Annotated in this window: 24 protein-coding genes; 13 read left to right on the top strand and 11 right to left on the bottom strand. The window is 55.9% G+C overall.

Annotated elements, in window-relative coordinates:
- Positions 1 to 185 precede the first annotated feature (185 nt).
- The 4 genes from metH (at position 186) to IT895_RS09065 (ending at position 7,521) form a co-directional block, all read left to right on the top strand.
- Positions 186 to 3,881 (top strand): methionine synthase, encoded by a 3,696-nt coding sequence (metH, locus tag IT895_RS09080; protein ID WP_199285308.1) that lies wholly within the window; start codon positions 186 to 188, stop codon positions 3,879 to 3,881.
- A gap of 2 nt (positions 3,882 to 3,883) precedes the next feature.
- Positions 3,884 to 5,209, top strand: a complete 1,326-nt coding sequence (locus IT895_RS09075; protein ID WP_233337407.1) for an MATE family efflux transporter — start codon at positions 3,884 to 3,886, stop codon at positions 5,207 to 5,209.
- A gap of 124 nt (positions 5,210 to 5,333) precedes the next feature.
- Positions 5,334 to 6,989, top strand: coding sequence for a nitrite/sulfite reductase (locus IT895_RS09070; RefSeq protein WP_199285307.1), 1,656 nt, complete (start codon positions 5,334 to 5,336; stop codon positions 6,987 to 6,989).
- Positions 6,979 to 7,521 carry a DUF934 domain-containing protein gene (locus tag IT895_RS09065; RefSeq protein WP_085918576.1) on the top strand — a complete coding sequence of 181 codons (543 nt, stop codon included), beginning with the start codon at positions 6,979 to 6,981 and terminating at the stop codon, positions 7,519 to 7,521. Before IT895_RS09070 ends, IT895_RS09065 begins: the two co-directional genes overlap by 11 nt.
- A gap of 74 nt (positions 7,522 to 7,595) precedes the next feature.
- On the opposite strand, the gene smrA is transcribed toward IT895_RS09065, so the two are convergent.
- Entirely contained in the window at positions 7,596 to 8,186 is a 591-nt protein-coding gene (gene smrA / locus IT895_RS09060; protein WP_085918577.1) for a DNA endonuclease SmrA, read from the bottom strand.
- 132 nt (positions 8,187 to 8,318) lie between these two features.
- Between smrA and IT895_RS09055 the strand changes: the two genes are divergently transcribed.
- The 4 genes from IT895_RS09055 to pdxH all read left to right on the top strand — a co-directional run bounded on the left by IT895_RS09055 (position 8,319) and on the right by pdxH (position 10,539).
- Positions 8,319 to 8,789, top strand: coding sequence for a gamma-glutamylcyclotransferase family protein (locus IT895_RS09055; protein WP_199285306.1), 471 nt, complete (start codon positions 8,319 to 8,321; stop codon positions 8,787 to 8,789).
- Positions 8,790 to 8,813: 24 nt separating this feature from the next.
- Positions 8,814 to 9,437, top strand: a complete 624-nt coding sequence (gene wrbA / locus IT895_RS09050) for an NAD(P)H:quinone oxidoreductase (RefSeq protein ID WP_199285305.1) — start codon at positions 8,814 to 8,816, stop codon at positions 9,435 to 9,437.
- Positions 9,434 to 9,829, top strand: coding sequence for a DUF2069 domain-containing protein (locus IT895_RS09045; RefSeq protein ID WP_085918580.1), 396 nt, complete (start codon positions 9,434 to 9,436; stop codon positions 9,827 to 9,829). Before wrbA ends, IT895_RS09045 begins: the two co-directional genes overlap by 4 nt.
- Positions 9,830 to 9,894: 65 nt before the next feature.
- Complete coding sequence (pdxH, locus tag IT895_RS09040) at positions 9,895 to 10,539, top strand: pyridoxamine 5'-phosphate oxidase (protein WP_085918581.1); 645 nt, start codon at positions 9,895 to 9,897, stop codon at positions 10,537 to 10,539.
- Between the two features lie 51 nt (positions 10,540 to 10,590).
- Here the strand turns inward: pdxH and IT895_RS09035 are convergent, their stop codons facing one another.
- Positions 10,591 to 13,338 (bottom strand): bifunctional acetate--CoA ligase family protein/GNAT family N-acetyltransferase, encoded by a 2,748-nt coding sequence (locus IT895_RS09035; protein WP_085918582.1) that lies wholly within the window; start codon positions 13,336 to 13,338, stop codon positions 10,591 to 10,593.
- A 104-nt stretch (positions 13,339 to 13,442) separates the two neighbouring features.
- Here IT895_RS09035 and IT895_RS09030 point away from each other — a divergent pair, with 104 nt between their 5' ends.
- Positions 13,443 to 14,384 (top strand): histone deacetylase family protein, encoded by a 942-nt coding sequence (locus tag IT895_RS09030; protein ID WP_199285304.1) that lies wholly within the window; start codon positions 13,443 to 13,445, stop codon positions 14,382 to 14,384.
- A 33-nt stretch (positions 14,385 to 14,417) separates the two neighbouring features.
- On the opposite strand, the gene IT895_RS09025 is transcribed toward IT895_RS09030, so the two are convergent.
- From IT895_RS09025 to IT895_RS09005, 5 genes are all read right to left on the bottom strand, one after another.
- Positions 14,418 to 14,744 carry a TusE/DsrC/DsvC family sulfur relay protein gene (locus IT895_RS09025; RefSeq protein ID WP_199285303.1) on the bottom strand — a complete coding sequence of 109 codons (327 nt, stop codon included), beginning with the start codon at positions 14,742 to 14,744 and terminating at the stop codon, positions 14,418 to 14,420.
- A gap of 29 nt (positions 14,745 to 14,773) precedes the next feature.
- Complete coding sequence (gene tusB, locus IT895_RS09020) at positions 14,774 to 15,064, bottom strand: sulfurtransferase complex subunit TusB (RefSeq protein ID WP_085918585.1); 291 nt, start codon at positions 15,062 to 15,064, stop codon at positions 14,774 to 14,776.
- A gap of 8 nt (positions 15,065 to 15,072) precedes the next feature.
- Positions 15,073 to 15,438 (bottom strand): DsrE family protein, encoded by a 366-nt coding sequence (locus tag IT895_RS09015; protein WP_085918586.1) that lies wholly within the window; start codon positions 15,436 to 15,438, stop codon positions 15,073 to 15,075.
- Between the two features lie 8 nt (positions 15,439 to 15,446).
- On the bottom strand, positions 15,447 to 15,839 hold the full coding sequence (gene tusD / locus IT895_RS09010) for a sulfurtransferase complex subunit TusD (protein WP_085918587.1): 393 nt from the start codon (positions 15,837 to 15,839) through the stop codon (positions 15,447 to 15,449).
- 105 nt (positions 15,840 to 15,944) lie between these two features.
- Complete coding sequence (locus IT895_RS09005) at positions 15,945 to 16,625, bottom strand: Bax inhibitor-1/YccA family protein (protein WP_085918588.1); 681 nt, start codon at positions 16,623 to 16,625, stop codon at positions 15,945 to 15,947.
- A gap of 193 nt (positions 16,626 to 16,818) precedes the next feature.
- On the opposite strand from IT895_RS09005, the gene IT895_RS09000 reads away from it, so the two are divergent.
- Positions 16,819 to 17,577 (top strand): dienelactone hydrolase family protein, encoded by a 759-nt coding sequence (locus IT895_RS09000; protein WP_199285442.1) that lies wholly within the window; start codon positions 16,819 to 16,821, stop codon positions 17,575 to 17,577.
- 49 nt (positions 17,578 to 17,626) lie between these two features.
- Here IT895_RS09000 and IT895_RS08995 read toward each other — a convergent pair whose 3' ends face one another.
- The 4 genes from IT895_RS08995 to IT895_RS08980 all read right to left on the bottom strand — a co-directional run bounded on the left by IT895_RS08995 (position 17,627) and on the right by IT895_RS08980 (position 20,333).
- Positions 17,627 to 17,788: a hypothetical protein gene (locus tag IT895_RS08995; RefSeq protein WP_176243658.1), complete on the bottom strand. Its 162-nt coding sequence runs from the start codon at positions 17,786 to 17,788 to the stop codon at positions 17,627 to 17,629.
- A 77-nt stretch (positions 17,789 to 17,865) separates the two neighbouring features.
- Positions 17,866 to 18,876 carry a hydrolase gene (locus IT895_RS08990; protein ID WP_199285302.1) on the bottom strand — a complete coding sequence of 337 codons (1,011 nt, stop codon included), beginning with the start codon at positions 18,874 to 18,876 and terminating at the stop codon, positions 17,866 to 17,868.
- Between the two features lie 18 nt (positions 18,877 to 18,894).
- Positions 18,895 to 19,581 (bottom strand): LuxR C-terminal-related transcriptional regulator, encoded by a 687-nt coding sequence (locus tag IT895_RS08985; RefSeq protein WP_199285301.1) that lies wholly within the window; start codon positions 19,579 to 19,581, stop codon positions 18,895 to 18,897.
- A 197-nt stretch (positions 19,582 to 19,778) separates the two neighbouring features.
- Complete coding sequence (locus IT895_RS08980) at positions 19,779 to 20,333, bottom strand: response regulator (RefSeq protein ID WP_199285300.1); 555 nt, start codon at positions 20,331 to 20,333, stop codon at positions 19,779 to 19,781.
- A 242-nt stretch (positions 20,334 to 20,575) separates the two neighbouring features.
- Here IT895_RS08980 and IT895_RS08975 point away from each other — a divergent pair, with 242 nt between their 5' ends.
- From IT895_RS08975 to IT895_RS08965, 3 genes are all read left to right on the top strand, one after another.
- Positions 20,576 to 22,450, top strand: coding sequence for a bifunctional diguanylate cyclase/phosphodiesterase (locus IT895_RS08975; RefSeq protein WP_233337406.1), 1,875 nt, complete (start codon positions 20,576 to 20,578; stop codon positions 22,448 to 22,450).
- Positions 22,451 to 22,807: 357 nt separating this feature from the next.
- Positions 22,808 to 23,743 (top strand): GGDEF domain-containing protein, encoded by a 936-nt coding sequence (locus tag IT895_RS08970; protein ID WP_199285299.1) that lies wholly within the window; start codon positions 22,808 to 22,810, stop codon positions 23,741 to 23,743.
- Between the two features lie 126 nt (positions 23,744 to 23,869).
- Entirely contained in the window at positions 23,870 to 24,811 is a 942-nt protein-coding gene (locus tag IT895_RS08965) for a cobyrinic acid a,c-diamide synthase (protein ID WP_085918593.1), read from the top strand.
- Positions 24,812 to 24,833 lie beyond the last annotated feature (22 nt).

Here is a 24,833-nt window from a genome sequence, read left to right as displayed (position 1 = left end):
TCCCGACTGTTTTACTAGGCTATTTCCGGTGTATTGTTAATGGGGCCTATGGCATTCATAAACAATACATTGCTGCCCCGCCTGGAACCCTTTGTTATCATAGTGCGCCGTTGGTTCATTTGAACGGCGATTGCCGACGATAAAAAAACCTTTTTTGACTGTGACGCTGGAGACATCCCCCTGCCATGGCTGCTAGTGATTTGATTGCCACCCTCTCCCAACGCCTGAATCAACGTATCCATATCCTGGATGGCGGCATGGGGACCATGTTGCAGAATGCCGAGCTGAGCGAGGAGGAGTTTCGTGGCCAGCGTTTCAGTGACTGGCCGTCGGACCTGAAAGGCAACAATGACTTGCTGGCGCTGACCTGCCCCGACGTGGTGACCCGCATTCACCGCGATTATCTCGAGGCCGGTGCCGATATTATTGAAACCAACACTTTCAACAGCACGCGCCTCTCCCAGGCTGACTATGGCATGGAAGATATTGTGCCGGAGCTGAATCGGGAATCGGCACGGCTGGCCCGGGAAGTGTGTGACGCCGTTGCCGAAGAGACCGGCGTACCGCGATATGTGGCGGGTGTGCTGGGCCCTACCTCGCGAACCGCGTCGCTGTCGCCGGATGTCAACGACCCTGCCAAGCGTAACGTCACATTTAATGAGCTGCGCGACAATTACCTTGAAGCAGCCAAGTCGCTGATCGAAGGCGGCGCCGATCTGATCATGATCGAGACCATCTTCGATACGCTGAATGCCAAGGCCGCGATCTACGCCCTTGATGAACTGTTCGAGTCCCTTGGTAAGCGGTTGCCAGTGATGATTTCCGGCACCATCACCGATGCTTCCGGGCGGACGCTGTCGGGGCAAACCACGGAAGCTTTCTGGAATTCGATTCGCCATGCCGAGCCGTTTTCCGTGGGCCTAAACTGCGCGTTGGGTGCCGAGGAATTACGCCAGTACGTCGAAGAGCTTTCCACCAAGGCCGACACCTTTGTATCGGCCCACCCCAACGCGGGCCTGCCCAACGAATTTGGCGAATACGACCAAACGCCTGAAGAAATGGCGGCCATCGTCGGCGAGTTTGCACAGAGCGGCCTGGTCAACATTATCGGCGGCTGTTGCGGCTCGACGCCGGAACACATCCGCGCCATTGCCGAAGCCGTTCACGGTTTGGCGCCCCGGGAGGTGCCAGAGCGTTCGCGCGCATGCCGGTTATCGGGACTTGAACCGTTCAACATCGAGGCCGACTCGCTGTTTGTGAATGTCGGCGAGCGCACCAATGTGACCGGCTCGGCGCGCTTCAAGCGACTGATCGTGGAAGAAGATTTCACCACCGCGCTGGAAGTCGCGCTGGAGCAGGTGGAAAACGGCGCCCAGATCATCGATATCAACATGGATGAGGGCATGCTGGAGTCTCAGGAAGCCATGGTGCGCTTTCTGAACCTGATCGCCGGCGAGCCCGACATCGCCCGTGTGCCTATCATGATCGACTCGTCCAAATGGGAAATCATCGAAGCCGGCCTTCAGTGCGTGCAGGGCAAGGCCGTGGTCAACTCCATATCCCTCAAGGAAGGCGAAGAAGCTTTCCGCGAGCAGGCGACCAAATGCCGGCGCTACGGGGCCGCCATCGTCGTGATGGCGTTCGACGAGGAAGGCCAGGCTGATACCTTCGCCCGCAAGACCGAGATTTGTGAGCGCGCCTACCGCCTGCTGGTGGATGAAATCGGTTTCCCGGCGGAAGATATCATTTTCGACCCCAACATTTTCGCCATTGCCACGGGTATCGAAGAGCATAACAACTACGCCGTTGATTTCATCGAGGCATCCCAGTGGATTCGCGAACACCTGCCCCATGCAATGCTGTCCGGGGGCGTTTCCAACGTCTCCTTCTCGTTCCGGGGTAATAATCCGGTACGCGAAGCGATTCACTCGGTCTTTCTGTACCACGCCATTCGTGCGGGGCTCACCATGGGGATCGTCAATGCCGGTCAGTTGGCCGTTTACGACGATCTGCCGACCGAACTGCGCGACGCCGTGGAAGACGTGGTGCTCAACCGTCGCAGCGACGGTACCGAGCGTCTGCTCGATATTGCCGATAACTATAAAGGCGATGGCAGCGGCGCGGCGAAAAAAGAAGACCTGGAATGGCGCAGCTGGCCGGTCAACAAGCGTATCGAACATGCCCTTGTCAAAGGCATCACAGCGCATATCGAAGACGATACCGAACTGGCACGCGCCGAGGCGGAACGCCCCATCGAGGTCATTGAAGGGCCATTGATGGACGGCATGAACGTGGTCGGCGACCTGTTTGGCGCGGGTAAGATGTTCCTGCCCCAGGTGGTCAAATCCGCTCGCGTCATGAAGCAGGCCGTCGCCTATCTGATTCCCTATATCGAGGCCGAAAAAAGCGCTGACACCCAGGCCAAGGGCAAGATTGTCATGGCGACGGTCAAGGGCGACGTCCACGATATCGGCAAGAATATCGTCGGCGTGGTGCTACAGTGCAACAACTACGAGGTTATTGACCTTGGCGTAATGGTGCCCACCGAGAAAATCCTCCAGGCCGCCAAGGATCACAACGCCGATATCATCGGGCTGTCCGGTTTGATCACGCCGTCCCTGGATGAAATGGTTCACGTCGCCAAGGAAATGAAGCGTCGCGGCATGGACCTGCCACTGCTGATTGGCGGTGCAACGACCTCGAAAGCGCATACGGCGGTTAAAATCGAACCCCAGTATGACCATCCGGTGATTTATGTGACCGATGCGTCCCGGGCCGTTGGGGTGGCCAGCCGGTTGCTTACCCCGTCCCTCAAGACGCCCTACATCGCCGAAATACGCGAAGAGTACGAAAAGGTTCGTGAACGCAATGCCAAGCGTCGCCCCAAAGCCGCCGACCTTGACTACACCCAGGCGCGTAAGCGGCGTTTCCGGACCGACTGGGCCAGCTACACACCGGGCAAACCTCATCAACTGGGGCTACAAACCTTCGATAATTACCCGCTTGATGAACTCGTCGAGCGGATCGACTGGACACCCTTCTTCATGAGCTGGCAGTTGGCAGGGAAGTTCCCCAAGATTCTGGATGACAAGGTGGTCGGTGAAGCCGCCCGCAACCTGTTTGAAGATGCCAAGGTGATGCTGCGCAAGCTGCTTGATGAAAAGCGCGTCCAGGCACGGGGCGTGATTGGCTTCTGGCCGGCAAATACTGTCGACGACGACGTCATTGAAGTCTACGCCGATGAATCCCGTACCGATGTCGTCGAACGACTTCACCATATACGTCAGCAGACCACCAAAGGGCGCGACGGCATCTGTTACAGCCTGGCGGATTTCATCGCCCCCAAGGACAGCGGCAAAGCGGACTGGATTGGTGGCTTTGCAGTGACCACCGGGCACGGGGTCGATGAACTGGCCAAAGAATATGAAGCGGCGGGGGACGACTATAACGCCATCATGGTTCAGGCCCTGACGGACCGGTTGGCGGAAGCCTTTGCCGAGCGCATGCACGAACGTGTGCGCAAGGAGTTCTGGGGCTATGTGCCCGAGGAGTCGCTCGATAATGACGCCTTGATTGCCGAGAAATACCAGGGTATCCGCCCTGCCCCCGGCTACCCGGCCTGCCCTGACCACACCGAGAAGGCAACGCTGTTCAGACTGCTTGACGCCACCGCCAATACCGGACTGGCGCTGACCGAAAACTTTGCCATGTGGCCTGCCGCGGCGGTATCAGGGTGGTATTTCTCGCATCCGCAGTCCAAATATTTTTCAACCGGCAAGATTACCCAAGACCAGGTCAAGGTATTGGCTGAGCGTAAACAGATGCCGCTCGAGGAAATGGAGCGCTGGCTGTCACCAGTGCTTTCCTACGACCCGAGCTGACTGTGCCCTACGTCGCCCACCGCCACGGCATAGTGGTTCGTCTGGCTTGGCCGGTCATACTGGGCATGCTCTCGCAGAGCATGCTCAACCTGGTCGATGCCGCCTTGGTGGGCCGTCTAGGCGAAACGGCGTTGGCGGGTGTTGGCCTTGGCGGTTACGCCATGTTCATGATGACCGCCCTGGTGTTCGGGCTGTCCTCCAGCGTTCAATCCCAAACCGCCCAGCGCCTGGGCGCGGGTCATTCAGGCCTCTCCCTGCCGCTGCAGGCGGGCCTGCTGCTTGGCTTGATCAGTGGCACATTACTGGCGCTGCTGGCATGGTGGCAGGCGCCTTTGATTATGCAGTGGATCTCGCCGACGCCGGACGTTCATGACGTGGCAGTTGATTACTTTCGCTGGCGTGTGCTGTCGCTGGCGGCGATTGCGCTCACCCTGTGCTTTCGTGGTTACTGGAATGGCCGTCAGTACACTCGCCTGTATTTGCGCATTATTGTGGCGGTTCACCTGCTTAACGTGGTGCTCAGCGCGGGATTGATTTTTGGCCTTGCCGGGCTTCCCGAACTGGGCGCCAGTGGTGCTGGCGTTGCCACCAGCTTGTCGGTGGGCGTGGGGCTGTTGCTCTGGATAGGCATCACCGCCCGCCACAGCAGTGCTCTGACATGGGCCCCGTTACGACCTGACATACAGGGGCTGCGAACCACGGCCCGGCTGGCGTTGCCGCACTCGGCCCAGCAGCTTTGGTTTGCCGCTGGCTATGCCGTGCTTTTCTGGCTGTTGAGCCAGCTCGGCACCGCGAGTGTTGCGGTGGGGCACGTGCTGATCAACCTGTCGCTATTGCTGATATTGCCGGGCGTGGGTGTAGGGGTTGCCGCAATGAGCCTGGTGGGTGAAGCCCTGGGGCGGGACGCCGAGCAAGAAGCTCACCGCTGGGGTCTTGACGCGCTCTGGGTAGCTGCACTGCTGCTGGTCGTACTGGCCCTGCCCATGCTATGGATGCCGGACAAACTGCTTGGCCTGTTTTTCAAGGCGCCGGAATTGATTAAGCTTGGTACCTTGCCGCTTCAGTTAACGGGCCTGATGATGGTCATTGACGTCGCCGCATTGGTACTCGCCCAGGCCCTGATGGGCGCGGGCGCTCAGCGAACCGTCATGCTGTTGACGTTGAGCCTGCAGTGGCTGCTTTTTTTACCGCTGGCCTGGTGGGTTGGCGTCAGTCTCGGCTATGGGCTGCTCGGCATTTGGCTAATGCAGTTGATGTATCGCATCATTAACTCAGCTGCTTTTTTCTGGATATGGCAACGTCGCCGGTGGGCGGCGTCGCTAGCGTAAATACCATTTTGAGATAAAAAGATAATTATATATTCTTTTGTAGAATATGATGCCCGCGTTAAGGTGGCGACACTGATTCGTCCCGTTTCAACGTGACAACTTCGCTTTAGCAGGACCGTGCCCCATGTATCGCTATGATATTCATGACCAAACGCTGGTAGATGAGCGCGTCGCTCAGTTTCGCGATCAAATGGATCGCTACCGCGACGGGCGTTTGGGAGAAGAAGAGTTTCGTCCACTGCGTTTGCAGAATGGTCTCTATATCCAACGCCATGCGCCCATGCTGCGTATTGCGATCCCGTACGGCATGTTGGCTGGCCATCAGCTGCGTGCGCTGGGGAGTATTACCCGTCGCTACGACCGTGGCTACGGTCACTTCACCACGCGCCAGAATCTGCAGCTCAACTGGCCTGCCCTGGAAGACGTGCCGGATATCCTGGCGGATCTGGCCAACGTCCAGATGCACGCGATCCAGACCAGCGGCAACTGCATTCGCAATACCACCAGCGATCAATTTGCCGGTATTGCCAACGATGAAGTGGAAGATCCGCGTCCCTGGTGCGAGCTGATTCGCCAGTGGTCGACGCTGCACCCTGAATTTGCCTATCTGCCGCGCAAGTTCAAGATCGCCGTCAGCGGTGCTTCCCAGGACCGTGCGGCCATCCAGGTTCACGATATCGGCCTGCGTCTGTGGTACAACGAGGCAGGCGAATTGCGCGTAAGAGTCCTTGCGGGTGGTGGTCTGGGCCGCACGCCGATGATCGGCGATGTGGTGCGCGACGACCTGCCCTGGCAGCACCTGCTGACCTATCTGGAAGCGTGCGTCCGGGTGTACAACCAGTTCGGGCGTCGCGACAACAAGTTCAAAGCGCGGATCAAGATTCTGGTCAAGGCGTTGGGCATCGAAGAGTACCGCCGTCGCGTCGAGGAAGAGTGGGCGCATTTGAAAGACGGCCCCCAGACGCTCAATGCGGCGGCGGTGGAGGCAGCCAAAAGCCACTTCCCCGAACCGGAACGTCGCAGCGTGGCTGAAAGTGCTGTGCAGGATTACGAGCGCCTTCGTCAGGAAAATCGAGGCTTTTCACGCTTCGTGACCAATAACGTGGCTGACCACAAGGTTTACGGCTACAAGGCCGTGACGCTATCGCTCAAGCGTCGCGAGCATGCCCCTGGCGACGTGACGGCTGACCAGATGGACGCCATCGCCGACCTCGCGGACCGTTACAGCTTCGGTGAAGTCCGGGTTACCCATGAGCAGAACCTGGTACTTTCCGACGTGCCGGTCGACGAGCTGGAAGCCCTTTGGCAAGAGCTTGAAACACTGGGCATGGCCAACCCGACAGTGGGCACGCTCAACGACATCATCTGCTGCCCTGGCGGCGATTACTGCAGCCTGGCCAACGCGGTGTCGATTCCCATCGCCCAGGCATTGCAGGAACGGTTTGAAGACCTCGATTTCCTTTACGACCTGGGGCCGCTGGATCTGAATATTTCCGGCTGCATGAATGCCTGTGGCCACCACCACGTGGGCCATATCGGCATTCTGGGCGTCGATAAAAAGGGCGAGGAGTACTACCAGGTATCGATTGGCGGCAATTCGACCGATGATGCCTCATTGGGCAAGATTCTTGGCCCCTCCTTCTTCCGTGAAGACGTCCCCGGGGTTGTCGAGAAAGTGCTGGAAGTCTACGTGGCCCAGCGCCATGAAGATGAACGCTTCCTGGACACTTATCGCCGTATTGGACTGAAACCCTTCAAGGAGCGTGTGTATGCCGCCTAATGACAAACAGGCCGAGGCGGTTGAGATGACGCCGGTTCATGCCGATCATCTGATCGCCAATGGCGAACTGGCGGCGGAAAATGCCTGGTGCGTGTCTTACGACGCTGAGGCACTTCCCGAGCAACGCCCTGCTTTTGTACCGCTGGCGCTCTGGAAGGCTCATCAGGAAGACACCGAGCTAGCACCGCTGCTGGCAAGCGATTGCGAACTGACGGCGACCCTGGCCGATGAGATCCGTTCGGCCCCGGCCGTCGCCATTCATTTTCCGGCATTCACCGACGGCCGTGGCTACAGCCTTGCCCGGCTGTTACGCGAGCGTTTCGGCTACAACGGTGAAGTGCGCGCAGTTGGCGATGTGCTGGTCGACCAGTTGGAATACATGCGCCGCTGTGGCTTTACCGCCATGGCGCTGCGCGATGACCAGCATCCCGAAGATGCCCTGCGGGCGTTGAGCTTTTTCAGTGTGCGCTACCAGCCGGATGTCGAAGAACGCCAGGCACTGTTTGAAAAACGCCTTAACGCTAGCCACTAAGTGCGTCAGTCATCTAAACGCAAAGGGGCAGCCAACGGCTGCCCCTTTTGTTTTGACGGCTTATGTGTCGCTGGCTAGCCACGACGCTTCTGTTGCCGTTCACGGTTGTTGGCTTTCGCCCGATCGCTCTTGCGTAGCATGACCCAGGTAGCCCCCAGCCCACCTTCCGACGGCTGGGCGGAAATATAGGCCTGTACTTCGTCAAACTGGATCAGCCATTTGCCAATATAGGAGCGCAGCACATTGGCCGGGCTGTCGATCTCCCGCCCACGCCCGTGGACAATCAGTACCGAACGCAGGTCGTGCGCATAAGCATCCTGAATAAAGGGAAATACCAGTCTCCGGCATTCGGCCAGAGGCCGTCTGAGCAGGTGAAGCTGTGCCTGGACCGGGTAGCCGCCGTGCTTGAGTTTATCAACCACCCCCTGCTGGATTCCCTCCCGGCGGTACTCGATGGGGTCAAAGGGGGGTATCAGGTCGACAAAATCATCGGATAGAAAGTTACGCTCATCAATCTCTGCTTCAGCGCGTTCGCGCCTTGCCAATTGGGCCTCGGAAGGACGCTTGCGCGCATCACCGGTATCTGCGCGGTTTTTATCCGCTAGCGGTTTCACGTCGCCCACAAGCGCCCGAAAGTCTGTTTCATCACGAAGTGGCTGGTTCATGGCAGGCTCTCCGACAGGATAGGCTTTTTATCCTACCAAACACGCACTGATTGCTTAAGCGTCTTGTTACGCTTGTGTTCCACGCTGACGCACGCCACGCTACGCTTTCTGCCTGCTACATAAGGAAACACCATGGCCTGGGTAAAACGCCTGTTGTTGCTATGTACAATACTGCTGCTGGGCCTTGCCGGGTGGCTTTGGCTGACCATGCTCAGCCCCTGGTTCTATGACCGGCCCGACCATCTTGCGGATATCGAACAGCGCTCCCACCACGTGTTTGTATATGGCACGTTACGTTATGCCCCCGTGCGCTGGATCGTCATGGGGGGCTCGGGCAACCCTCAAGCGGCCACCCTCGAAGGTTATCAGCGTAATGGCCTTGATTTATCGCCATTGCCGGACAGCCAGGTTGATGGCTTGCGTTTGCGTGTGACCGCGGATCAACTGGCCCGCCTTGACCGTTACGAACGCCTGGGGATTCGCTACGAGCGCGTGGAAAAGCAGCTGGCCGACGGAACCCGGGCCTGGGTCTATCAACGGCTGCCCAATGCGCAAGGTATGCGTTTGGCATTACCCGCTGCCCACATTGCTCTGGTACCCTAAGAGAATAATCTGCTTGGAGTTACTATGTCCGGTTCATTGCCCTATGTCTTGATACTTTATTACTCGCGCTCGGGTGCGACCGCCACCATGGCTCAGCAGATGGCCGCCGGCGTAGAGCAAGTGGCAGGCATTGAAGCGCGCCTGCGCACTGTGCCGCCGGTTTCCCCCACCTGCGAAGCGACATCCCCCGAGATCCCCGAGGAAGGCGCGATTTATGCCGAGCTCGACGATCTCCGTCACTGTAGCGGCCTGGCGCTGGGCAGCCCGACCCGGTTTGGCAACATGGCGTCACCACTTAAATATTTTCTGGATACCACCAGCAGCCTTTGGATCAATGGTGCCCTGATCGACAAGCCGGCAACCGCCTTTACCTCAAGCTCGAGCCTGCATGGTGGGCAGGAAGCCACGTTGTTGACCATGCTGGTCCCGCTGCTTCACCACGGCATGGTCTACGCTGGCGTGCCCTATAGCGCCACTGAGCTGCTGGCCACAGAAACCGGTGGAACGCCCTATGGCTCAAGCCACCTGGCAGGGCCAAGGAGCGACCGCTCAGTCGACGAACATGAGCGCGCCCTGTGCGTCGCTCAGGGCAAGCGCCTCGCCAAACTGGCGCTGGCGATGCGGACAATGCGCGAGGAGACATCATGAAGCAGTGGCTGGAGCGGCTTGAGCAACGGCACGGCGTTGATCTTCTCACCTTGCGGGCACGGCAGTGGGTATTGGCAAGTTTTGGCCTGTTGCTGATAATGATGCTGTTACGTGGTTTCATGGTGCAGGACGCGGCGTTCAGTTGGCGCCCCATGGCAGCCTTTGTGCTTCCTCTGATCCTGTTTCTACCTTCTATTATCGGAAGGCGACCGCGAGGACATGCCTGGTTAGCCTTTGTCAGCCTGCTGTATTTCAGCCAGGGCGTGATGGTGGCCACCCTACCCACTCAAACCTTGCGTGGCGTCACCGAGGCCGTTCTCTCGCTCGCTTTGTTTACCGGTTGCATGGCCTTTGCGCGGTTTCGCAGCCGCCAATTACGTGCTCAGGGCTAATCAGGGCTTGAGCTTTGTGACCACACCCGACACCATGTAAAAAATTCTTGATGGAGAGCCTAGCAATGGCACGCGACATAGCGGATATCAGGCGTGATTATGAAGGTGGCCAACTCGATGAATCCCAGGCCCCTGATGATCCCCTCGTGTTGTTTGATGAATGGTTCAATCTGGCTATCGAAAAGGAAGGCAAAGACAGCAATGCCATGACGCTGGCAAGCGTCGACAGCCAGGGGCGCCCTCACGCGCGCGTGGTGCTTTTGAAAGGGTTCGACGAGCGCGGCATGGTGTTTTACACCAATTACCATAGCCACAAGGGAAGCGAACTCAACAATGTGCCCTACGCGGCGCTTACCTTCTGGTGGCCATCGATTTCCCGCCAGGTGCGTATTGAGGGAGCCGTCGAGCAGGTGGCCGCTGAAGAGTCCGACGCGTATTTCGCCAGCCGCCCACGTGGCAGCCAGTTAGGTGCCTGGATTGCCACCCAGAGTGTAGTGATACCGGACCGTAACTGGATTGAAGAACGGCAAAAGCGTTTTGAACAAGCCTATGAAGGGCAAGAAATTCCGCGTCCCAACCACTGGGGCGGTTACCGCGTGAATCCCGATATGATCGAATTCTGGCAGGGCCAACCCAGTCGCTTGCACGACCGTATACGCTTTGAGCGTCGCGAAGGCGGCGAGTGGAACTCTTTCCGCATGGCGCCCTGAGCCCCTCTGCCCTGTGGCTGGCCAAGGTGGCGGGCTAGCCATGCCCAGCGGCTAGTCCGGCAGGCTTTCCAGCCGGTGGCGCTGCCATTCACTTTCGGGCTCGTTGAGCCGCATGATGGCATCAATTACCTGTTCTTCCATGTTGTAACGACAAGTGAAGCCCAGGTGTTTCATCAGTGCCCGCATGGGATGATTATCCGGCATGATTTTGCCCACCATTTCCAGGGTGCCAATGTGGGTGCAATAAGCGACCATTTTTTTCATTAACAGGCTGCCGATCCCCAGGCCCTGCATGTCGTCGCGAATAATGACTGAAAATTCCGTTCGAATGTTATCCGGATCATTCCAGACACGCACCACCCCGAGCATTTCCTTGCTGCCATCATCGCGTTGATGTTCGGCAATAAACGCCATCTGGCGGTCGTAATTGATGTGCGACAACATCGAAAGATCGCGCTGGGTTAAATCCGACTTGTTATGAAAATAGCGGAAACGAATACTTTCTTCGGAAAGTTGGCGGTGAAAATTGGTAATCAACGGCGCATCTTCGGCACGAATCGGCCGCACCTCGACTTGCCAGCCGTTTTTCAACGTCAGCCATTCACGCAGCTCTTCCGGATAAGGCATGATGGCAAAGCGTGCCGGGGGGCCGAGGTCCATGGCAAAGTCGACGGCCAGCATGCCGTCCCGGTTGAGCAGCAATGGGTTAAGTTCAAGCCCACGCAGCTCGCCCAGATCCGAGGCCATTTGTGACAGCTTTACCAGCAGTTGGCATAAGTGCTGGGTATCCCGGTCGGGGTCTGACGAGTGTTCGCGGATCAACGATGCGGCATGGGTGCGATTGACCACATCCGCCGCCAGGCTCATGTTGAGGGGCGGTAAAGCGACTTGGCGGTCAGCAAGTACATTGACTTTATAGCCACCAATGCCAAACACGATCAGCGGGCCGAATACCGGGTCCCGGGTAATGCCCGCGCACACCTGCATGGAATGCTTGCCGCGCTGCATGGGCTGCAGGCAGTATTCATGGATCGCGTATTCGGGGTACTTTTCGTTCACCTTTTCGCCCAGTTGGCGAACGCCATCCGCCACCTGCTCGGGGGTTTCAAGATCCTGAAGCAGCCCTGCCGAAATCTTATGCGGGTGCTTGCGATAGCGATAGGGTCGACAATTGCCCTCATGCACCACCTTCAGCGCCTTGGGTCCTTCAATCTGCCCGGCAATGTCCAACGCCTGCTCGGCACTGGTAAGGTAATAACTGGTCGCTGCAGGAATGCCGTAAGCCTCAAGCACTTGCGCCGTTTCCGAGTGGCTTAACGTCTGACGGCCCTCGGCCTTCGCCTCGCTGATCAATGTCCGGCACTCTGCGCGAATATCAGCACTGGTGGAAAACGGCAGGCTGGGCGGTGTTTCCTGCAGCAGCTGTTGAACGCGCTGGTAGTCCACCATATGCATGAAGGCTTTCACCGCTTTTTCGGGCGAAATATAAGTGGGAATGCCGGCCAGGTTGCATTCGTGGCGAGCATTCAACGCCTCTTTGAGCCCCATCCAACTGGTCAATAAATTACGACGGAAGGCCTTGCGGTTGGCAATCAGCGCTTGTGCGGTGACCAGCGAAGGCGCCAGGCGCGTTGGTGCATGCACCACGAGGACCGCATCCACATTGGCATCTGCGGCGACAATTTTCAGCGCCTCGACAAACCGCTCGGGCGTGGCATTACCGCCCAGGTCAACGGGGTTTTCACCGGGTTTGCTGAAATCGACCTGGCTTTGATGCAACGCTTGTTGTGTTTCATCGCTGAACTCGGCCAGCTTGCCTCCGGCGCTGACCAGCTTGTCGATAGCCAGCATGGCAGGCCCCAAACCGTTAGACACCACCGCCAGGCGGTCGCCACGTAATGGTTTCATGCGCGAGAGGGTTTCCAGGGCATCCAGCAACTCGTCGGAGTCGTCGACACGCACTACCCCGGCGCGTGAAAAAGCCGCGTCAAACACGACATCGCGATTGGCAATACCCGGCGTCGGGGCCATGCCGGAAATATCCGAAGCAAAGGTTCTTCCGCTCTTGATGGCCAGCACGAGCCGGTTTCTCGAGGCGTCGCGTACCGCGGTCATGAAATGCTGCGCGTCGGAAATCCGCTCAAGATGGAGCAGAATTGCCTGCGCCGGAGAGAACTGATTTACGTAATCGATCAGATCCGGCAATAGCACATCGACACTGTCACCCACGGTAATCAGGTGCGAAAACCCCACATCGCGCCCGGCTGCCCAATCGATCATGGCGTTGGCCAACATGCCTGACTGGCCAAGATACGCCACTCGGCCTGCCTTGACCGGCTGACTGGCATATGAGGCATTGAGTTTTTTAGCTGGCACGATAAGGCCCATGCACTCAGGCCCCAGCACGCGGATGCCGGATTCACGGGCAGCCTTCAGCATGCGCTCGCGTATCGAGCCTTTATTGCCCGTGTCGCGATCCAGATAAGCGCCACCGGAAAGTACCAGGGCGGCTTTGACCCCAAACTTGCCCAACTGGTGGATCAATTTGGGCACCCCGTCAATGGGCGAGCAGATGATGGCGAGGTCAGGCACCTCAGGCAAGTCGTCAACGCGCTTGACACAGGGGTCACCGAAGACCTGATCATAGCCTTTCAGATTAACCGCCCAACGTCGCCCCTTGAACCCGCCTTCATGAATATTGCGAAGCACCAAGCCCCCAAGCGACGCTGGGTTCTCGGATGCGCCAATGACGGCAAGCGTGCGGGGTTCGAAAAAATGGTGCAAGAAACGTGTACTCACGTTTGCCTCTCCTGGAACGGTGCAGCGCGATGTAAGACTTATGGACACTGTCGCCTATCAGCGTGTCGCGATTAAGGTGATACTAGCTACCATGGAGCGCTTGAATGATCACTGCCTACCTTACCCACCCGGACTGCTTATTGCATCATATGGGGCCGGAACATCCTGAAAACCCTCATCGACTGGAGGCGATTCGAGCGCGTCTGGCATTGTCAGGCTTATTGCAGCAAACCATGCAGGCCGATGCCAGGGAAGCGGATGAAGCGGCACTCAATCGAGTGCACGCCACACGTCATCTTAACGCCCTTACCAAATGTCTGCCCGAGCAAGGCATCGTATCGCTTGATAACGACACCCTGATGAACCCGGATAGCCTGAAAGCCGCTCGTTATGCCGCTGGTGCGGTTATCAAAGGGATCGATCAGGTCTTCAAGCGCCAAGCCGATAATGTGTTTTGTGCGATTCGTCCGCCTGGGCATCATGCCGAAGCCGCCGAGGCGATGGGGTTTTGCTTTTACAACAACATCGCGGTCGGCGCGGCCTATGCAAGGGAACGCTACGGTGCCCAGCGCATTGCCATCCTGGATTTTGACGTCCACCAGTGCAACGGCACGATCGATATTTTCAAGAATGATCCGGATGTGCTGATCTGCACCAGCTTCCAGTATCCCTTCTACCCATGGCGATATTTACGTAGCGAATGGCAAAACGTCGTCAATACGCCCCTGGAAGTCGGCACGCAAGGGCCCGAATTCCGTCGCCTGCTTGAAAGCCAATGGCTACCGGCGTTGCACCGCTTCAAGCCTGACCTGGTGATGATGTCCGCCGGGTTCGATGCCCACCGTGATGACCCCATGGGCGATGTATGCCTGGTGGATGAGGACTTCTACTGGATCACGCACATGGCGATGGAAATTGCCACGCTGTATGCCGATAACCGGCTTGTCTCCTCGCTGGAGGGCGGCTATAACCCGACATCGCTGGCAAGCGGTGTGGAGGCGCATCTCAAGGCATTGCTGGGCCTGCCTTTTGCGGCATCGAGCTAACGGCCGACCAGCGGTTACGCAACCTGGCTGTTTTCAAAGGCAGTTGGTGGGTTTGGGAAGCCCTGCAATGCGCGCTACCACCTTGGCGGTACTGCCAGGAAAGAGCCGCATCAGGTAAATAGAGCGGCCCTTGTCACTACCCAGCGTCTGCTGAGTGGCTTTGACGAGCGGTCGCATTGCCGGTGCCATTTCATAACGGCGATAGAAACCGCGCGCCAAGTGGATGATTTCCCAGTGCTCGGACGTCAATTCGATGCCTTCATCGACGGCCAACTGGTCAGCAACCGCTTCTGACCAGTCACTCATGTCGACGAGGTACCCTTCCGGATCAAGCAGTACGTTAGCGTCGGTGTTCTCCATCAGAGTACTCACTGTTGCCTATCAGCTATTCAATACCAGGTGACCGACTGTGCATGCTGCTCAGTCAGCGCTACAAACCCTTCCATATCCACGGCCGCCAACCCATGGGTTGCGGCAATGCTTGAGAGCCCTCGGGCGACGAGGTCTTCTTCAAGCAAAAATACCGCGTAGTCATTCTGCGTCCAGCAGTGTAAATCTGGGTTAAGCGCCGCCATCACGCCTGCTTCGGTCAGCAACAGCGTATCCCCCGCCTGAATGGCCTGCTCGACCTGCTGGGCGGCCTCATGGGTGGGAGGGGTTGTCAAAATATGCAGGATCATGAAACACCCTAGAAGTTGAGGATCGGGCGGTTTTGGCTAAACAGCGCTTTGACTTGCTCCTCGCTGAGCGGTGTTACGCCATCGACAAGCGCATCGAGAGGAAGCTTGAGGTCGTCGAGCACTCGCTGGGGGACATTCAACTGGTCGATATCGTACATCTCGAGCATGTCGATGGTCGGCAGACTGGCCTTTTGCCCCGGGGCGCCTGCCTGCTGTTCCCTGCACAGTGCCAACGCACCCTGCCCCATGAACAGCAGCCTGACAGATTGCCCAAAGGCGGCGCCAACCAGAGCGGCGTCAAGTCCCTCACGCAGCCAGTTCGAATTATGGGGAGCATGACGAATGATCACCAACAGGTCTTCTGATTCATGCATGGACGGCCTCAACTGGCAAAGGTAATCAAACGATCGCAGCGTTGTTGCAGCGTCAGCAACTGACCAAGCCCGGTCAGCTCAAAGGGAGCTTCCAGGTTAAAGGCATCATGGCCATGGCGGGATGCTTCAGATTGACTGATGACACCACGCCTCAGCGCCGCGGCGATACATACATCCAGCGCCACATTGTGGTCTTTATGAAGCGCTTTCCAGGCTTCGCGCAGGTTCAACTCATCCTGCGGCGGGGTCATTAGCATTGACGCATTATGAACACCGTCGTGATAAAAGAAAACGCCGGCGAGCTGATGCCCCCTTGCCAGCACCGCATGGGCAAACCTGAGCGCCGAATGAGGCGCCGGCTGGCTGTAGGGGGCCCCCATGACTAACAGTCCGTAATTCATTGCCCTTACCTATCGGTGTGGCGAGTGACATCCTGCATATAACAAAAAACAGACCCTGGTAATAGGGTCTGTTGAGACATGCTGCTATGTGTAACGCCAGATGGGTTACTCGTTGCTCATGAAACCGAGCAGCGACAGCAGGCTGATAAACAGGTTGTAGATAGAGACGAAGAGCGTGATGGTGGCCAGAATATAATTCGTCTCACCCTGGCGATGGATGATTTCACTGGTCTGGTAAAGAATGGCCGCTGAAGAAAACAGTACGAAGCCAGCCGATACCATCAGTGAAAGCGCGGGGATGTTGAAAATCAACGCCGCCACCATCGCGAGCACCAGCACGATGGCACCGGCCACCATGAAGTTGGCCAGGAAGCCAAAATCTTTCTTCGTTATCAGGGCGACGGCTGATAGGCCGATGAAGGTGATGCCGGTCATGGCCAGGGCATTCATGATCAAGGCGCCGCCATTGGGCAGTGCCAGGTAGGCGGACAGGATCGGCCCTAAGGTGAAGCCCATGAAGCCTGTGAAGGCAAAGGTAGAAAGCAGCCCTAGCGCTGAATTGGCCGTTTTATGGACCAGGAACATCAACCCGTAAGCACCAATGAAGAACACGAAGATGTTCAGTTGCTGAACGCCCATCGCGACGGAGGCGCCTGCGGTGACCGCAGAGAAAAGTAGCGTCATCGCCAACAACGCGTAGGTGTTACGCAGCACTTTGTTGGTGCTAACCGAATTGGCTACACCGCCAGAGGCTGATTGCGCAATATGCGAGTCGTTGTAACTCATGTGTTCATGCTCCGTAATGATCTATCAAACAGTTGACCAGCATGCCGTTACCGAGTTCCAGACGCAAGTCTTTGTCTTCCACGCTATTAGTCTTTCAGCGTTGAGACTTTCAACATTGTGTCAGTTTAGCAAGCGTTAGCTATGCTTGCTAAGAACCTCCTTGATACCCATTCCCACCTTGGACACCAAGATGATGAAAAAAATTCTATTCCCTGCCAGCACCATCGTGCTGATGTCATTGGCTCAGGCTACTTTTGCTTTCTCCCCCGCCGGGCAGGATGTGGCTTACTCCATCAATGATGAAGATTTCGAAGGTTATTTCGTCTCGGGTGGTGACGACGCACAAGGCAGCGTGCTGATCGTTCATGACTGGGACGGGCTGGATGATTATGAGCGGGAACGTGCCGATATGCTCGCCGAAAAAGGCTTTGACGTGTTTGCCTTGGACCTGTTCGGGGAAGGCAACCGGCCCCAGGCAGTTGAAGACAAACGGGCGGCCACCAATCGGCTTTACGAAGACAGGGAACGGATGAGAGCGCTTACCCTCGGTGGCCTTTCGCAGGCAAGGCAACAGGGTGCCGCCGATAACACCGTGATCATGGGGTACTGCTTTGGCGGTGCAGTGGCACTGGAGATCGCCCGTTCTGATGAGGCCGAAGATATTGCGGCGTATGCCAGTTTTCATGGTGGGTTGACCACGCCCGAGGGGCAGGCCTATTCAAGTGATACGGCACCGATCTTCATTGCCCACGGTGGCGCCGATTCATCGGTGAGCCTCGGCGATGTAGCGACCCTGGCCGGCGAACTGGAAAACGCCGAAGTTACCTACGAAGTCGGTATCTATTCTGGCGCGCCACACGCCTTTAGCGTCTTCGGAAGTGATGCTTACCATGAACGTGCCGACCGGCGCTCCTGGCAAGCCTTTACGGTCTGGCTGGAGGACATGCTCTAAATCGAGTGACCCAGCGGTTAGACCCGCTGGGTATGTTGATGTCCGCGCCTCAACTTTGCACGTCTTCCTCATCGTCTTTCAGCGGTGTGGTCTTGGTCACCGCGGTTTGACGTGCGTCCTGCGATGAGTTGTAGAGACGCGTGTCAATCACATGCAGTACCGCTAATTGTGCAAACAGCACAGCAAAACAGATAATCAGACCTTTTAGCATGGCGTCTTTCCATAAGGGCTCCCAATGAGCCTTATAGCTGCATAGTAGTGCAACGCCTCACTAACACAATCAATATTTCACGCGCAGCTCGCCCACTTCTCGGCGTTTGATAGCGTAGACGCCAACCACGCTGGCAGACGCCGCTCCAGGTAATAGCCGGGGGATCTGGGCGTACCTTCAATAAAGCCCACGTGCCCTCCTTGGCGGTGAAACTCAAGCGTCACGCTGGAAGGTAATGACTGTGGAGGTGGTGCACTTTCCGGATAAAGAAAGGGGTCGTCTTGTGCCTGGATGATCAGCGTCGGCACAGTGATCGACGAAACAAAATACAGACTGCTGCATCGCTGGTAATAGTCGGCAGCACTTGAAAAACCATGCAAGGGGGCCGTTACTCGCTCATCGAATTCCCATAGCGTGGACATCCCCTTGAGCGACCCCAAAGCTAACAGCTTTGCGTATTCATCGGGGTCACCATTGATGGAGAATCGCTGGCGCTTGTCTTTCATGTAATGACCCAGGTCGCGTAAAAAACGGGCTTGATATATTTTCGACATGCCCTGACGAATCCTCTCGGCACTGTGGTCCAGACGAAACGGGACCGAAACGGCGGCGGCTGCCTGCAACGGGGTGGCACTGCCCTGCTCGCCCAGGTATTTCAACAGGACGTTGCCGCCCAGCGAATAACCAATGGCCGCCAGAGGCTGGGCCGGTCGGCGCATGGATAGCATCCCGACAACCTCAGCCAGGTCGTCACTCACCCCAGAATGATAACCGCGAGCGAGCTGATTGGGCTGTCCAGAGCAGCCACGCCAATTCACGGCCACACTCTGCCAGCCTCTCAAGGCTAACGCCTGCTGCTGGCCCAGGATATAACGTGACGAAGAACTGCCGGTCAGCCCGTGTAGCAGTATGACGCAAGGCGTATCGTCGTCACGACGGCCATACCAGTCGAGATCAAGGAAGTCCCCATCTTTCAGTGTCATCCGCTCACGCTCGCGCGCTAAAAGCAGTTCTGAACGAAAGAATGGGCTATACAGCGTTTGCAAATGACCACCGGGCAGCCATCTGGAAGGACTAAACGAGGACATGGATAACCATCGTGTTGTTCATTCAGGTCCATCCGTTTCGTTGGGTGAAACCAATAAGCCAAATCGAATCGCTTCATGAACAAGCCCTGCCGTATGCCTCACCCCCAGGCGACGCATAATATCGGCTCGATGGGTCTCGACGGTTTTAATACTGACGTTAAGCTGGTCAGCAATGGCCTTGCTGCGAAAGCCTTTTGCCACCAGCTCAAGAACTTCGCATTGACGCGAGGTCAAGGGGTTATCCGGGATGGCGGAGGTCCCGACAACGGAGGCTGCTTCAACGAATTGCTCAGGTTCCATGGAAGTAAATACAAAACACTCGCCCATCGACGCTTTCTTGATTGCCAATTCCAGTGTATCGACGTCAGCGTTTTTATGTAGAAATCCATGTGCCCCTTCTTCGAAAAGGCGGCGAATGAAACTATCGCTGGAATAGCTCGATAGAATCACGACCCGCCCTTTGGGGCACCGTTTCCTGAGCCGACTCAATGACGCGACTCCCTTCATCGAAAGCAACGTTGCGTCGATGAGTGCCACATCAACATCGGTATATACGTCGTCGTCTTTCAGCAACTGTTGCGCAGAGCCAACCTCGGCAATCACCGTCATGTCATCAAAGGTTTCAATAAGCGAGCTGATCGCAGAAAGAACGAGCTGATGTTCATCCGCCAGTAGTATCTGGATGGTATTGTCATTAGATTTCATGAATTTATGCTGTTGACCTTGACAGGTTGTTGCCTGTAACTCCCTCTTGGCTGAGGGTGTGTTCAATCGTGAATCGTGAACCTAGCAGGCGCATCACCCCGTTACTGGATAAAAAGTTAACATTAGAAATTTAGGTGTATATTCGTTCCTGCACGTTAACGCAGTGATCGACAAAGCAGTATAAGTAAAAACCCTGACTAGCTATCCTGCTGGAGCATACCCAAGTGCTGTGCCTTAAGGAGCATATCCTCAATCGAATAGCAATTTGGGTGCGCTGCACCTATGTTGCCGCCTTCAAGCATACATTCTGATTCCGATGATTCGTACAACCGTTTGAGTAAGGTTGGGCACAAAAACATCTCCCCCTTAACAGCGGCACGCAGCGCTATTTCAAGGTCGCTGATACCAGCGCTACGCAGCAAAAAACCGATGGCCCCTGCCTGAAATGCTCTTCTTACATCCGTCAGGCTAGGATTGACCGACAGGATGACCACCCGCGTTTCGACGCCGCTTTCGTGCAGCTGGCGAGCGGCATCAAACCCCGCCTGGCTGGGGAATTGTGCGTCAATCAAGGCAACATCAACGCACAAGGTTTGCACCACCGCGTCCAGATCATGAGCACAAGAGGTGCTGCCCACCACGTCAACTCCCCTGAACCGCTCGATAACCTTGCAAAGTCCCTCACGAATAAAACCGCTTTCGTTGACAACCAATACTCTGATAGCTGACCCGGAACCTTCTTGTGGATTCACTTCGCACTCCTCATTAATCAATGCTGTTTTACGGCATGCCCCGCTGATTTTGGACGCTCCCACTGACTGCTGAGCAAAACGATTTATTACAACCTCCTGACGAGAATACTTACCTTCCTCGTCGTGAACAGCTTTTTAAGAGGCACATGAGCACCAATATATACACAAAAACCCCTAGGATATTTGAAACGTATCCGCAGGAATGATTAAATCAACTACTATCGTTTAAAGCACGAGTGTCAATGCCCCGGCTGGTTACCTGCGTGCTCAGCTTCAAGCAGGCATATTCAATGGATGACGAAAGTAACCGCTGCCCCCCTTTGCAAAACGATGACAACGGCCTCACCGCTCAGCATCCACCAGATGCCGCCCCAGAAGCGCACTTTGATCGTTATATCCACCTGGTGTCCCAGGTATTCAATGTGCCCATCGCTTTCATTTCACTGTTCGATGAAAATAGTCAGTGGCTGAAATCGTCAGTCGGCATGGAAGGGCGTGAAATCTCACGCGAATTTTCTTTCTGTATCCATGCTCTAGAGCACGGTTATATGGAAGTGTCCGATACATTGGAGAGCGATTTATTCAAACGCCATAGGGCTGTGATTTCATATCCTTATATTCGGTTCTATGCTGGCGTCGTGTTGCGCGACTCAAACCGAAAGGCAATCGGCACGCTCTGTCTTAGTGATACCCAGCCGCGTGCGCTCAACGAGGTTGAGCGTTCATGGCTGCTCGCCTTTGGCAATATTGTCGAAGAGCAGATCAACATCAAGACACAGATACTCGAGATGCGCCACCAGGCCAGCCGTATTAATCAACGGGATGCGCGAACGGGCCTACCCGACGAAACCTTGCTGGGCGAAACCTTGGACAATCTAGTCCAACTTGCTGAAACCGAATCTTACCATCTGGTTGTTTTGCACTTGCGGATCAACAACCTAGACGAGATTAGTCGGCTTCATGGTCGCAAGTATCGTAACGCGATTCTTAAATGCCTGGCCGATCGTCTCATTGCCCCTGATATCGGTATCCTGACAGCTGGCAATATCGACATTGATCGTTTTGGTGCCGTGGTATCCATCTATTCACTGCGCGATCTTTTCGGCGTTATCAAGCCGATTATCAACAAGCTGAACGCTCCCATTGATCTCGATGGTCATACGGTAAGACCGAAAATCGACGTAGGGGTCAGCGTCTCACCAAGTGATGGAATCAACCCGGATGATTTGCTGGAAAGGGCTCGTACAGCGCTAAAGGCACCCAAGACATATGAAAACATTCATGTCTTTACCCATCGCACAGAAGAAAGTGCGTTACGTCGACATGAGGTTGAGCAGCGCCTTGAAGCGGCTCTGTCAGGGAATAAATTGCAGCAACACTACCAGCCGCTGGTCTCCGCCGATGGCAGCGGCGTGGTTGGGTTCGAAGCACTAGCGCGCTGGCAGGATAACAAGCTGGGGGCCATCAGCCCTGGAGAGTTCGTCCCCATTGCCGAAAAAAATGCACGGCTGTCACGGTTACTGACTGACTGGTCGCTTGAGCTTGTATGCCAAAAAGCCTTCCATTGGCCCCTCAAGCTCAGCGACCCCTCGTTGAAAATCGGGGTCAATATCCCCGCTAACCAGTTTTATCAACCCAATTTTGTCGAGCAGGTTCTGCGGACCCTTGGTGAGCACAACCTGGCCCCACAGCGCCTGACGCTGGAACTTACCGAAGAAAGCCTGCTGACAGATATCGACCGCGCGATTTCGACCATGGATAAGCTGCGAAACAGCGGTATATCTCTGGCGCTGGATGATTTTGGTACTGGCTATTCGTCACTGAATTATCTCAAGCGCTTACCCGTTGACGTGCTTAAGATCGACAAGAGCTTTATCGACGACCTGCCTCATGATGAAAAAGCCATCAATCTCGTGAGCGGCATTATCCGCATCGCTCACGGCCTTGGTCTGACGGTCGTTGCCGAAGGCGTTGAATACCAGACACAGCAGACGCTATTGGAAAAGCTTGGCTGTGATGTCCTTCAGGGCTACCTGTTCAGCCGTCCCGTTGATGCCGACAAAGCACTCAATTTTTTAGAGGCGTGGTCTCAGGGCTCTCATCCTGCAGCCATGTAAATGGCATTCAGGCACTTCATCACATCTCCACATACCAGCACGGGATCTTTGGCATGCCTTCAACACGCAAGGCATCTCAGCCCCTTACAACGGTTGGTACATAAAACGACATTGACACACCCAATGATAGAGCGCCTTAAAGGGTGCTTAAGGAAAAGATGGTGGCATCTTTATTCAAGGCCAATAGAAAAATCAGCAGTCGAACAATTCATTGACCTTCAAGTACATTGGATAATCTGGGTACTGGCTATGGATGCTGACCCAAGCACTAATTTTTAAGAGGTATGGCCTCAGGGCCCTCATTCGGCAGCCGTAAAAATGGCATCGAGGAACACTATCAACCCCGCAAATCATGGCATGCAGACTTCATCTCGAATTTTCGGTATGCCTTCGACATCGCAAGAGTGGCAGTCCTTCGCGATCATGCTACAAAAACTGCATAAGATAAGAGGCTTCGGCTACTGGCAGATGTCACTATCAACTGGGCAGATGTATTGGTCAGAGATGGTTTACGAATTCTTTGGCGTTGACCCTGACCGGTTCATACCTGATAGAAAGGACTTTATCAGGTTGGTGCATCCCTCTGATCGGAAAAAAGTTGCCAAGGCACAGCAGACACTTAAGAAAACCGGCGCCATTGATATCAAATATCGTATCGTCCAGCCTAATGGTAATGTGCGCTGGATACATGAAGTTGCCGATAACTCTGCACCCGACGACCCTGATATTCTCCTCAGCACTTTACAGGACATCACCGACCACAAGGTGCTGGAGAAAAACCTAAGAAATCAAGCAATCACTGATGACCTCACCGGCACATTCAACCGAGGTCACTTTATGAAGCGACTTCGACAAGCCTTTTCTCATTTTTGTCGAAGCGAACATAACGCCGCCGTCCTGCTTTTTGATGTCGACCATTTTAAAAACGTCAACGACACTTATGGGCATGCCGTAGGCGATAAGGTACTGAAGCAAGTCTGCCGCTTATTCAAGGAACGGTTCAGGGAGACCGATGTCATCGGACGTTTGGGTGGAGAGGAATTTGCCGTACTGCTGTTTGAAATAACGCCAGAGGCTGCATTAGCAATCGCTGATGATATCAGACAAAAGCTTGCCAACACTGCCTTCACTACGCATACCGGTGCTACCTTTTATATTTCTGTCACCTGCGGGGTTGCGCATTTCACTGCGGATGACCCAACAGAAGAAAGCATTCTTCATCGTGCGGATACCTCTCTCTACACAGGCAAGCATCACGGGCGCAATCAAGTTGTTGGTGAAGTGCAATGTTGATCCATAAATTCATCAATACCATCCGCATGGAGGATGCAAGTCAATATTAGAGTGCCAGCGCTGCTGGTGCTGATCATCCCGGCTCGGTTACTCTAGGCGTTCAATCACTCAAGGATAATCGCATCAATGTTGGGATTCCTGCAGGGATTTTCCTATGGCCTCTTCATGACCTGTCTCCCCTGGTTACTGGTCGGCCTGTACAACCCCGGTATAGCGCTTCCGGTGGCAACCCAAGGGCGGCTACAGGTCGTCTTCCGCTATTGCCTGATCATCCCTTTCATCAGCATGCTGCTATGGCTAACCTCTCTTTGGGGTGGTTTCAGCCCTAGTCTGTTTGGCTGGTTGGCGGGCATTGTTGCCATTCCGGTGGCGCTGCCCATCGAGCGAACGCTACGCGGCTGGCTTGCTCGCCGCCGTGAACGCCGTCGAGAGGCTCAAAGTATCGCCGAAGCGCAGCAGCGCAGAGCCCAGGAGGAGCGCAAGGCCTATGAAGCTGGCGTCTCGGTGCTCGATCCGGCAAGACCACCCGAGGGTGCCGATGATCTTGTGTTGGCCATGTGTCGGGCCAAGCAGAGCTTGCTGGACGTCAAGCGTCCTGACCTGGCGATTCTCGCCGACCGTCTCTACAGCCGCTACCGTCATGTCATGGACGTCCTGAGCGGTCGCTTCCACACGGGCGAGCTGGCCTTTGAGCGCTCGCGCGGGCTGGTCACCCAGGTATGTCTCGGCGCGGTGGATACACTGACGACCATGGCCTCCCAGGCCCGCGGCGTGGTCAGCGTGGACGGCCAATACGTGCGCGGTCGGCTGGAACGGGATGGCAAACGGCTAAGCGATGAGGAACGTGCCGCCCTGGTGCGTCGCCTCGACTTGCTGGTGGAGACCGAACATCGGCTCAATGAGCGAGCCGCCCGAATTGAGTCGGCGCTTACCGTGCTCGACGATACCGCCGTTTCCATGTCACGCATCGAAACAACGCGACCCCAGGCGTCCGTTACCACCGATAAAGCGCTGGAAGATCTGCGCCGCTTCGTCGAAGGCGCCGATCGGTATGCGCGCAAAGACTGATCCGGTAGCCATTGATAGAGTA

This window comes from Halomonas sp. A40-4 (genome assembly GCF_015767635.1).
GTDB classification, from domain to species: Bacteria; Pseudomonadota; Gammaproteobacteria; order Pseudomonadales; family Halomonadaceae; genus Vreelandella; species Vreelandella janggokensis.
The sequence above is the reverse complement of the archived record's forward strand: the minus strand, read 5'-3'. Positions and strand labels throughout refer to the sequence as shown.

Bases quoted from the DNA above. Each gene is read 5' to 3' on its own strand.
- metH (WP_199285308.1), top strand. From the start codon at position 186: ATGGCTGCTAGTGATTTGATTGCCACCCTCTCCCAACGCCTGAATCAA.
- IT895_RS09070 (WP_199285307.1), top strand. From the start codon at position 5,334: ATGTATCGCTATGATATTCATGACCAAACGCTGGTAGATGAGCGCGTC.
- IT895_RS09065 (WP_085918576.1), top strand. From the start codon at position 6,979: ATGCCGCCTAATGACAAACAGGCCGAGGCGGTTGAGATGACGCCGGTT.
- smrA (WP_085918577.1), bottom strand. From the start codon at position 8,186: ATGAACCAGCCACTTCGTGATGAAACAGACTTTCGGGCGCTTGTGGGC.
- IT895_RS09055 (WP_199285306.1), top strand. From the start codon at position 8,319: ATGGCCTGGGTAAAACGCCTGTTGTTGCTATGTACAATACTGCTGCTG.
- wrbA (WP_199285305.1), top strand. From the start codon at position 8,814: ATGTCCGGTTCATTGCCCTATGTCTTGATACTTTATTACTCGCGCTCG.
- IT895_RS09045 (WP_085918580.1), top strand. From the start codon at position 9,434: ATGAAGCAGTGGCTGGAGCGGCTTGAGCAACGGCACGGCGTTGATCTT.
- pdxH (WP_085918581.1), top strand. From the start codon at position 9,895: ATGGCACGCGACATAGCGGATATCAGGCGTGATTATGAAGGTGGCCAA.
- IT895_RS09030 (WP_199285304.1), top strand. From the start codon at position 13,443: ATGATCACTGCCTACCTTACCCACCCGGACTGCTTATTGCATCATATG.
- IT895_RS09025 (WP_199285303.1), bottom strand. From the start codon at position 14,744: ATGGAGAACACCGACGCTAACGTACTGCTTGATCCGGAAGGGTACCTC.
- tusB (WP_085918585.1), bottom strand. From the start codon at position 15,064: ATGATCCTGCATATTTTGACAACCCCTCCCACCCATGAGGCCGCCCAG.
- IT895_RS09015 (WP_085918586.1), bottom strand. From the start codon at position 15,438: ATGCATGAATCAGAAGACCTGTTGGTGATCATTCGTCATGCTCCCCAT.
- tusD (WP_085918587.1), bottom strand. From the start codon at position 15,839: ATGAATTACGGACTGTTAGTCATGGGGGCCCCCTACAGCCAGCCGGCG.
- IT895_RS09005 (WP_085918588.1), bottom strand. From the start codon at position 16,625: ATGAGTTACAACGACTCGCATATTGCGCAATCAGCCTCTGGCGGTGTA.
- IT895_RS09000 (WP_199285442.1), top strand. From the start codon at position 16,819: ATGAAAAAAATTCTATTCCCTGCCAGCACCATCGTGCTGATGTCATTG.
- IT895_RS08995 (WP_176243658.1), bottom strand. From the start codon at position 17,788: ATGCTAAAAGGTCTGATTATCTGTTTTGCTGTGCTGTTTGCACAATTA.
- IT895_RS08990 (WP_199285302.1), bottom strand. From the start codon at position 18,876: ATGTCCTCGTTTAGTCCTTCCAGATGGCTGCCCGGTGGTCATTTGCAA.
- IT895_RS08985 (WP_199285301.1), bottom strand. From the start codon at position 19,581: ATGAAATCTAATGACAATACCATCCAGATACTACTGGCGGATGAACAT.
- IT895_RS08975 (WP_233337406.1), top strand. From the start codon at position 20,576: ATGCCCCGGCTGGTTACCTGCGTGCTCAGCTTCAAGCAGGCATATTCA.
- IT895_RS08970 (WP_199285299.1), top strand. From the start codon at position 22,808: ATGCAGACTTCATCTCGAATTTTCGGTATGCCTTCGACATCGCAAGAG.
- IT895_RS08965 (WP_085918593.1), top strand. From the start codon at position 23,870: ATGTTGGGATTCCTGCAGGGATTTTCCTATGGCCTCTTCATGACCTGT.